Below are 9810 nucleotides of genomic sequence, written 5' to 3' on the forward strand. Positions count from 1 at the left end.
TTAAATGCGAAAATTAGCTTCAATAGTTTTATTCTTAGTCATAACCTTAAATAGTTTTGGACAAAAGAAGAATTCTCCATTACCAATAAGTCATCTTACAGGTGACTTTTATGTTTATAAAACATTTCATGATTATAATGGAACGTTGATTTCTGCCAATGCCATGTATCTTGTTACAGATAAAGGTGTTGTGATGTTTGATGCGCCTTGGGACGAAACTCAGTTTCAGCCTTTATTAGATAGCATAAAAGCAAAACATAATAAAGAAGTGATAATGCTTTTTGCGACCCATTCTCACGATGATCGTGCAGGAGGATTTGATTTTTACAGAAAAAAAGGAATCAAAACGTATTCGATTAAGTTAACAGATGATATTCTTAAAAAAGAAAACAAACCGAGAGCAGAATTTATAATTCCAAATGATAAGTTTTTTACAGTCGGGCAGCATACTTTTGAGGTTTATTATCCCGGAAAAGGTCATGCATCTGATAATATTGTAGCTTGGTTTGATAAAGAAAAAGTGCTTTACGGAGCTTGTTTCATAAAAAGTGCCGATGCCAAAGACCTTGGTTATTTAGCGGATTCTGACGTAAAAGAATGGAAAAAATCGATTGAGAAAGTAAAGGCAAAATTTAAGAATCCAAAATATATTATTCCGGGTCATGAAGACTGGACTAATACAGAATCTTTAAACCATACTTTGAAATTGGTTGATAAGTATTTGGCTCAAAAATCTTCAGGAAAAAAGTAATAGATAATTATTAAATTCAGATTGTAGTTAAAAAATAGTTTAATTTTGTTTGAACTAATAAGAGGATATATGACTGTAACGGATAAAAATATATTGGAAACCTACTCAAATTTATTTGAAGGACTTAGTTTTTCAAATAAAATTGAACTTATAGAACGATTAACAAAGTCTATTAAAAGTAATAAATCAAAAGAGAATAATTTCTATAAATCTTTTGGAGCTTTTGCATCTGAAAAATCTGCAGAAGAAATTGTTTCTGATATAAAAAGATAACCACAATTAAGAATCAATTGATTTTTTTTTTACTGATAATACTAAAGATTTTAAGCTTTTAAACGGAATTCAAATGGAGAACTGGTTTGAAAGAAATTAAATATTTTTGTTCAAATACATTCTTCAATCTTTATTAAAATATCTGCATGTTTTTTATCGAAGTTATTTTACCGCTTTCCTTAGCAAAAACCTTTACATATCGTGTTTCTGAGGCCGAATTCCATTTTATAAAAAAAGGAATGCGTGTGGCGGTGCCTTTTGGTAAAAGCAAAATATATACAGCACTTGTATTAGATACACATGAAAATGCGCCCACATTATATGAGGCTAAAGAAATCCATCAAATTTTAGATGAAAAACCAATTGCAACCGAAACGCAGATTAAACACTGGCTTTGGGTTGCTAATTACTATATGTGCGGAATCGGCGATGTGTACCGTGGAGCATTTCCAACCGGATTATTATTAGAAAGCGAGACTATTGTTTCATATAAACCAGAAGTTATTGTTAACGATTCTGAACTTTCTGATGATGAATTTTTGGTTTATGAAGCACTGCAGCATCAAAGTTCGCTTAAGGTTCAGGAAATTGCTTCAATCTTAAATAGAAAAAATATCCTGCCTATTCTTCAAAAATTAATAGCAAAAGATATTATTGTTTTAGAAGAAGAAATAAAAGAAAGCTACAAACCAAAACTGGTTCGGTATGTAAAATTACATTCACAGTACGAAACAGATCAAGGTTTGATGAATTTGCTGGATATTTTGAGAAGTGATAAGCAAAAAGAAATTGTTTTGGCTTATTTTCAAATAAGCGCTTCAGAAAAAAAGCCAATAACAGTTAATAAACTGGTTGAGGTTTCAGGCTCAACTTCAGCAGTTGTAAAAACTTTGATTAAGAATGAAATCTTCGAAGAATATTATTTACAGCAAGATCGTATTTTATTTAACGGAGAAAAAACAGATAAGGAATTACAGTTAAGCGAAGCACAGCAAAATGCTTTTACCGCAATAAAAGAGAGTTTTACTGAAAAAGAAGTCTGTTTGCTTCATGGCGTAACTTCAAGTGGAAAAACAGAAATCTACATTAAATTAATCGAAGAATATCTGCAAACGGGAAGACAAGTTTTGTATCTGCTTCCGGAAATTGCGCTTACAACACAATTGGTTTCACGTTTACGACTTCATTTTGGAGATAAAGTAGCTGTTTTTCATTCTAAATACAGTAATAATGAAAGAGTTGAGGTTTGGAAGCAAACACTCGAAAATTCAGAAAAAGCACAAATAGTAATAGGAGCTAGGTCGGCATTGTTTTTACCTTTCAACGATTTAGGTTTGTTGATTGTTGATGAAGAACACGAGCAGACTTTTAAACAGACCGATCCTGCGCCGAGATATCACGCCAGAGATGCGGCTATTGTTTTGGCTAACTTTCATAATGCCAAAGTACTTTTAGGTTCTGCAACACCAAGTATTGAAACCTATTTTAATACACAGAGTGAAAAATACGGTTTAGTTACGCTTACAGAACGTTATAAAAATGTTCGAATGCCGGAAGTTGTTTTGGTCGATTTGAAAGACAAACATTTTAGAAAAAGAATGACGGGGCATTTTAGTGATGTTTTAATAGAAGAAATTGCTGAGGCCTTGTCTTTAGGTGAACAGGTAATTTTGTTTCAAAATAGAAGGGGATATTCTCCTATAATAGAATGTATCACCTGCGGACACGTACCGCATTGTCAGCAATGCGATGTAAGTTTGACTTTTCATAAATTTAAAAATCAATTGCGCTGCCATTATTGTGGATATTCGATTGCAAAACCAACGCATTGTCACAGCTGTTCCAGTATCGATTTAACAACAAAAGGTTTTGGAACAGAACAAATAGAGCAGGAGTTGTTATCGCTTTTTCCGAAAGCTAAAACGGCTAGAATGGATCAGGATACGACTCGTGGTAAATTCGGTTTTGAAAAGATTATCGATACTTTTAAAAATCGGGAGATTGATATTTTGGTTGGAACTCAAATGTTAGCCAAAGGTTTAGATTTTGATAATGTGAGTTTAGTCGGAATCATGAATGCGGATAATATGCTGCATCATCCAGATTTCAGGGCTTTTGAGCGAAGTTTTCAAATGATGACGCAAGTTGCGGGAAGAGCAGGAAGATCTGAAAAACAAGGTAAAGTTGTGATTCAGACTTATAACCCAGATCATAATACAATTCAGCAGGTTACAAACCATAATTATATAGGTATGTATAAGGAGCAATTGTATGACAGGCAAATTTATAAATATCCGCCTTATTTCAGGATTATTAAACTAACGATAAAACATCGTGAGTTTGAGAAATTGAAAGAAGGTTCGATGTGGCTGTATCAGGTTTTAAGCCAAAACCTGAATATGCCGGTTTTGGGCCCGGAAGAACCGGCTATAAGCAGAATCCGAAATGAATATATAAGGACTATATTAATTAAGATTCCGCAGAACCTGCATTTAGGAAACACAAAAAAAACTATTCAGAAAATGTTGAATAGTTTTGAAGCGGTTGCTCAGTACAGAGCTATAAAAGTTGTTGTCAATGTCGATTTCTATTAATTAGATGTCGACAATGCTTTTACTAAATCTTCTTTTTTGTTTCGACTAAGCGGAATTTTAGTAATACCGATTTCTGCAAATTTACTATTAAAGCGTTCTACCTTATCAATATTAATGATATACGATTTGTGTACACGAATGAATTTGTCTTTTGATAAATCGTTTTCAAAAGACTTCATTGTTGAAAGTACTAAGTTACTGTCATCTTCTGTAACCACTCTTACGTAATCTCCAAAAGCTTCAATCCATTTGATTTTAGCAGTAAATATTTTAAGCTTTTTAAGGTTGCTTTTAATAAAAATATGTTCGCCTTCTTCTTCTTTGACTTCTTTTTTAAGCAAATGCATATCAATTGCTCTTTTTACAGAAGCATTAAAACGGTCTACAGCGATTGGTTTTTGCAGATAATCAGTGGCATCATAATCAAAAGCTTTTAACGCGTATTCAGCCTTAGAAGTGATAAATATAATTTGTGGTTTAGATTTTAAACCATCAAGAAAATCAAAGCCATTAATGACAGGCATTTCTATATCAAGAAAAATTAAGTCGATATTATTTAATGAGATACAACTTTTTGCTTCTATTGCATTAGAAAAATCCCCGATTAAGTGCAAACCTGGGTGATTATTAACTAATTTTGCAATAATTGTCCTTTGTATAGAACTATCATCCACAACAACACAGTTTAGTTTCATAACATTTAAATTTAGAATAAATTCAGGATAGCAGTAGTAAATGTATAGTTTTTTTGGAAAAAAAACTAAAATAGACGTATAATTTTTGCATTATGACGAATAATAGAAAAAATGTGTTGTATATTTAAAAATAATGGTTACTTTTGCACCCAATTTTAACAAATAAATTTTTTATTTATGAATCATTATGAAACTGTTTTCATTTTAAATCCCGTTTTATCTGAGGTTCAGGTGAAGGAAACAGTAACGAAATTTGAAGAATTTCTTACTAGCAGAGGAGCTGAAATGGTATCAAAAGAGGATTGGGGTCTTAAAAAAATGGCTTACGAAATCCAAAACAAAAAAAGTGGTTTTTATCACTTATTTGAGTTCAAAGTATCAGGAGAAGTTCTGATTGCTTTTGAAACTGAATTTAGACGTGACGAAAGAGTTATGCGTTTCTTAACTGTAAGTTTAGATAAGCATGCTATTTCATGGGCGGAGAGAAGAAGAGCAAAATTAAAATCTACTAAAGCTTAATCATTATGTCTACAATAGAGCAATCTGCAAAAGGAAAAAAAGACGGAGATATCAGATATTTAACGCCTTTAAACATTGAAACTAACAAAACTAAAAAGTATTGCCGTTTCAAAAAATCAGGAATCAAATACATCGATTATAAAGATGCTGATTTCTTATTGAAATTCGTAAATGAGCAAGGAAAAATTCTTCCTCGTCGTTTAACGGGAACTTCATTAAAATACCAAAGAAAAGTTTCTGTAGCTGTAAAAAGAGCTCGTCACTTAGCTTTAATGCCATACGTGGCCGATTTATTAAAATAATTAAAAACTCTAGTCGCTGGTTTCTGTTCAGCAGAACCTAACTTCTAAAATATAAGGACAACAACATGGAACTTATTTTAAAACAAGACGTACAAAACTTAGGATTTAAAGATGATGTAGTATCTGTAAAGCCTGGTTACGGTCGTAACTATTTAATTCCTCAAGGTTTTGCTGCATTAGCAACTCCTTCTGCTAAAAAAGTTTTAGCTGAAAATCTAAAACAAAGAGCACATAAAGAAGCTAAAGTTGTTGCTGATGCTAAAGCATTAGCTGAAACTTTAAAAGCTCTTGAAATTAAACTTACTGCAAAAGCTGGTGGAGAGAAACTTTTTGGTTCTATCACAAACATCGACATTGCTGAAGCTTTAGAGAAATCAGGTAACGCTATTGATAGAAAATTCATTACTAGTGGTATCGTAAAACGTACAGGAAAATATACAGCTAGCATCCGTTTACACAGAGATGTTATTGTTGAATTACCATACGAGATTATTGCTGAAAAATAACATTTTGTTAACTTCTTGTTAATAAAATATAAAAACCACTCTTAGGAGTGGTTTTTTTTTGCCTAATTTTGAGGGAATTAACTCACTCAAAACCAGGAAAATGAAAAAACTATTTGCATTAATGTTATGTGTTTTGGCGTTCACAGCAGCTACAGGACAGACTACAACGTCGAGTATAAAAGGTATTGTAAAGAGTTCAGGTAATGAACTATTACCGGGAGCTGGTATCTTAGCAGTTCATACTCCAACTGGAACTAAATATTCTGCCGTTTCCAATGAAGATGGAAGGTTTAATATTTTAAATATGAGAATTGGCGGACCTTACAAGATTTTGGTAACGTTTGTTGGGTACCAAAGTCAGGAATATAATGACATATATCTGGATTTAGGAAAACCATTTAATATTGATGTACTTCTGGCTGACGAAAGTCAGACTCTTGAAGAAGTTAAAGTCACCTCAAAAGATAAAGTTTTTAAAAGCGGAAAAACCGGTGCAGAAACGACAATTGGAAGGAGAGAGCTAACAGCGCTGCCAACAATTTCAAGATCGGCGGAAGATTTTACCCGTTTAGAGCCAACCGCGAGCGGCGGATCTTTTGGCGGTAGAAATGATCAATATAACAATTACTCTTTAAACGGAGCAGTTTTTAATAATCCTTTCGGACTTGACGCTGCTACTCCCGGAGGACAAACAGGTGCTCAGCCAATTTCCTTAGATGCAATTGAACAGATTCAGGTTGCTACGGCTCCTTATGATGTAACATTGTCCGGTTTTACAGGAGCTTCTGTAAATGCGGTTACTAAATCGGGAACGAATGAAATTCACGGAACTGCTTATGCTTTTTACAGAAATCAGGATTTAACGGGAAGTAAAATTAAAGGAGAGAAAATATTTGTACCTTCATTAGAGCAGACTCAGGCTGGATTTAGTTTAGGAGCGCCAATTATTAAAGATAAATTGTTCATTTTTGGGAATTTTGAAATTGATAAACGAAGTGATTTGGGTTCTAATTTTGTAGCCAATAATAATGACGGCGTTACGGGAATTAATGAATCAAGAGTTTTAGAATCTGATTTAATTGCAGTTTCTGATGCTTTGGCAAAATTGGGTTATAATACTGGGGCTTATCAGGGATTTAAGCATGAATCAAATTCAAGTAAAGGAATTATAAAAGTAGATTGGAATATTAATGATAATCATAAATTAGCGGTTATTTATAATTTTCTAGATGCTTCAAAAGATAAACCTGCTCACCCGACAGCTTTAGGTTTTAGAGGGCCAAATGCTTCTATATTACAATTTCAAAATTCAGGATATCAAATCAATAATAAACTGAGTTCTTTTTTAGTAGAGCTGAATTCTAAATTCAGCGAATCGGTATCTAATAAACTGCAAGCAGGTTATACTCATTTTAATGATTACAGAGATCCTTTTTCTGTTCCGGCGCCTGTTATAAATATTCAGGATGGGGCAGGATCGAATTATATTATTGCGGGGCATGAGCCATTTTCTATAAATAATACCTTAGATCAAAAAGTAATTCAAATCACTGATAATCTAACTTATACAGTAGGTAAACATGCTTTTACCTTTGGAACTTCTTTTGAAAAATTCGCTTTTAAAAATTCTTTCAACTTAGCGGGTTATGATAATTTCGGAAACCCAAATGGTTATGCAGGAACATTCTTTACACCTTATTTCACAGTTCAGGATTTCTTGACTGATGCGGCAAAACCATATGCTACAAGTATTATTGCGCAAAATCTTCAGTATGCGCAAGATATCTATAATTCAAAAAGTAACTTTGATGTAGGCAGCGACGGCGGTTGGAAACTGGCCGAGTTAAACGTAGGGCAGTGGGCGCTTTATGCTCAGGATGATATTAGTGTAAGTGATGATTTTAAATTGTCTTTGGGTTTAAGAATTGATAAACCATTATACTTTAATACTGCAGATTTGATTCAAAAATATATAGATACTGATAACGGAGGAGCAGGAAGAGATAATAGTATAGATTATTATAATCCGCAAACAGGTCAGGCGGTAAAATTAATCTCGACGGATTTACCTAGCGATAGAATTTTATGGTCGCCTCGTATAGGTTTTAATTGGGATGTAAAAGGAAATGCGACTTCGCAGCTTAGAGGAGGATCTGGAATTTTTACAGGAAGAATCCCGTTTGTTTGGTTAGGAAATCAGGTAAGTGGTGCAGATGACAGCTTTTTTCAAATTATGGATCCGGATTATAAATGGCCACAAGTATGGAGAACTAGTTTAGGTTACGATCATAGATTTGAAAGCAATTATATTGTAACGCTGGATTTATCGCTTAATAAAGATATTAATGCGGTGCAAGTGCAGAACTGGGGATTAAAACCTCCAACGGGAGTATTGGCTGGTGTAGATAACAGGCCGATTTATGTGGCTGCAGATCATGGCGCGAATAACGCATATGTAATGACAAATTCTGATAAAGGAAGTGCTTTTAATGCTTCTGTTAAATTGCAGAAAACATTTGTAAACGGATTATATGCTAGTGTTGCTTATAATTATATGAAATCAAAAGATGTTAACTCTATTGAAGCAGAAATTACCGGAGATGCTTTTTCTTTTAATCCGGCTTTAGGAAATGTAAATAATGATGTGCTTTCGAATTCTAAATATGGCGATAACCATCGTTTTATTGGCGTAGCTTCAAAAAAATGGAAATACGGAAAGGATAAATGGGCGACTACAGTTTCTGCATTTTTTGAATATGCTCAGGGCGGACGTTTTAATTATACGTATGGAGGGGATATTAACGGAGACGGTTCTACTGTAAATGATTTGATTTATATTCCAACAACGGCAGAAATTGGTCAAATGACTTTTAGCGGGCCTGGTCAGGGCGAAGCTTTTGATAAATTTATTTCGCAGGATAAATATATGAAAGACAGAAGAGGGCAGTATGCTGAGCGTTATGGTGCTATATCGCCTTGGAGAGGACGTTGTGATATTAAGTTATTACAGGATTATAATTTTAAATATTCATCAGCATCTGAAAAAACAAACACGATTCAGTTTAGTATTGATATTTTGAATTTTGGAAATTTATTAAATTCTGATTGGGGCGTTGTTCAGGTACCAACTAGTGTTCAGCCTATTGGGGTGACTGTTGTTGGAAATACACCAACTTATACCTTTAATAATATGCAGACCAAAACATTTAGTTATGATGCCAGTTTAACCTCAAGATGGCAGGCTCAATTTGGTGTTAGATACATTTTTTAGTAATGACAAAAAAGTTATAAATTTGCCCTCGCATTTGCGAGGGCTTTTTTATGATTAAAAGTTCTTTTTAAAGCGTTTAAACAATAAATAATAGATGAAGTACGCAAGATTAACAAAAGAGCAGTTTGATGAATTGCATGCAGAATTTGCAAGTTTTTTAGCAACTCAGGCAATAGATAAAGCAGAGTGGGATTCTCTTAAAATAAATAAACCAGAAGTAGCAGAGCAGGAACTGGATGTTTTTTCAGATTTAATTTGGGAAGGTGTTTTGGGCAGGGCAGAATTTTTAGAGCATTTTTCAAAAAATCATATCTTTTTGTTTCATTGTTTTGATACTTATGTGCAATCAATAGTTTTGAAGTCATTAGTACCCGAAACCGATTTTTTGAGTAAAGAAGGTTTGCAATGGCTTAGTGATAATATGTTTACGGATAATATCGAAATGAAAGTGGGGAAAAAGGTCTTTACTGAGGATAGAAATTCTTCTATTTTTGAATTGATCACACAGGGCGCTTTTTTAAGTGACGGACAATTATTTACTCAAATTAATACAATTTTAAAATCTTAGGCCGTAATAAGTTCATTTTCAAAATATTATAAAAGGATAAGCAATTGTGTTAATTGTTTATCCTTTTTTTAATTTTTTAACTATTGTTTAGACTTTTGTGTTTTCTGATACCCGTATTTTTACGCGGTTTTGTAATAATAATTAAAATTTTAAGATTTTATTTAATTTCGGTAAATTTTAGACCATTACATACTTAAAATTGTTAAATATCAATCGATTGCGTAATTTTTATTGTAATTTTAAACTTACAAATATTAATTTTAACACAAAAACGTTAATATTTTTAAGCCTTGAAAAATGGGATGTTTATCTATTAAAAACTCCGTATTTT

Annotated in this window: 9 protein-coding genes; 8 read left to right on the forward strand and 1 reads right to left on the reverse strand. The window is 32.9% G+C overall.

Features of this window, described 5'->3' with window-relative positions:
• The first annotated feature begins 4 nt into the window (after window positions 1–4).
• The 3 genes from bla-B1-FLAV (at window position 5) to priA (ending at window position 3618) form a co-directional block, all read left to right on the forward strand.
• Window positions 5–751 (forward strand): subclass B1 metallo-beta-lactamase, encoded by a 747-nt coding sequence (gene bla-B1-FLAV, locus FLAPXU55_RS10945; RefSeq protein ID WP_180857683.1) that lies wholly within the window; start codon window positions 5–7, stop codon window positions 749–751.
• A 69-nt stretch (window positions 752–820) separates the two neighbouring features.
• The gene (locus FLAPXU55_RS10950) at window positions 821–1024 is read left to right on the forward strand and encodes a hypothetical protein (RefSeq protein WP_053473462.1); all 204 of its coding nucleotides are present in this window, start codon (window positions 821–823) and stop codon (window positions 1022–1024) included.
• A gap of 146 nt (window positions 1025–1170) precedes the next feature.
• On the forward strand, window positions 1171–3618 hold the full coding sequence (gene priA / locus FLAPXU55_RS10955) for a replication restart helicase PriA (RefSeq protein ID WP_180857684.1): 2448 nt from the start codon (window positions 1171–1173) through the stop codon (window positions 3616–3618).
• Here priA and FLAPXU55_RS10960 read toward each other — a convergent pair.
• Entirely contained in the window at window positions 3615–4313 is a 699-nt protein-coding gene (locus FLAPXU55_RS10960; protein ID WP_053473460.1) for a LytR/AlgR family response regulator transcription factor, read from the reverse strand. The genes priA and FLAPXU55_RS10960 overlap by 4 nt on opposite strands.
• Window positions 4314–4490: 177 nt before the next feature.
• Between FLAPXU55_RS10960 and rpsF the strand changes: the two genes are divergently transcribed.
• From rpsF to FLAPXU55_RS10985, 5 genes are all read left to right on the forward strand, one after another.
• A complete protein-coding gene (gene rpsF / locus FLAPXU55_RS10965; RefSeq protein ID WP_041518692.1) occupies window positions 4491–4832 on the forward strand; it encodes a 30S ribosomal protein S6 in 342 nt (113 codons plus the stop codon).
• Between the two features lie 5 nt (window positions 4833–4837).
• Window positions 4838–5134, forward strand: a complete 297-nt coding sequence (gene rpsR, locus FLAPXU55_RS10970) for a 30S ribosomal protein S18 (protein WP_002987043.1) — start codon at window positions 4838–4840, stop codon at window positions 5132–5134.
• A gap of 65 nt (window positions 5135–5199) precedes the next feature.
• Window positions 5200–5640 carry a 50S ribosomal protein L9 gene (rplI, locus tag FLAPXU55_RS10975; RefSeq protein ID WP_180857685.1) on the forward strand — a complete coding sequence of 147 codons (441 nt, stop codon included), beginning with the start codon at window positions 5200–5202 and terminating at the stop codon, window positions 5638–5640.
• A gap of 100 nt (window positions 5641–5740) precedes the next feature.
• A complete protein-coding gene (locus FLAPXU55_RS10980) occupies window positions 5741–8911 on the forward strand; it encodes a TonB-dependent receptor (protein ID WP_180857686.1) in 3171 nt (1056 codons plus the stop codon).
• Window positions 8912–9005: 94 nt separating this feature from the next.
• The gene (locus FLAPXU55_RS10985; RefSeq protein ID WP_180857687.1) at window positions 9006–9479 is read left to right on the forward strand and encodes a DUF6495 family protein; all 474 of its coding nucleotides are present in this window, start codon (window positions 9006–9008) and stop codon (window positions 9477–9479) included.
• Window positions 9480–9810 lie beyond the last annotated feature (331 nt).

It is taken from the genome of Flavobacterium panici (assembly GCF_903819335.1).
Taxonomy (GTDB): Bacteria; Bacteroidota; Bacteroidia; order Flavobacteriales; family Flavobacteriaceae; genus Flavobacterium; species Flavobacterium panici.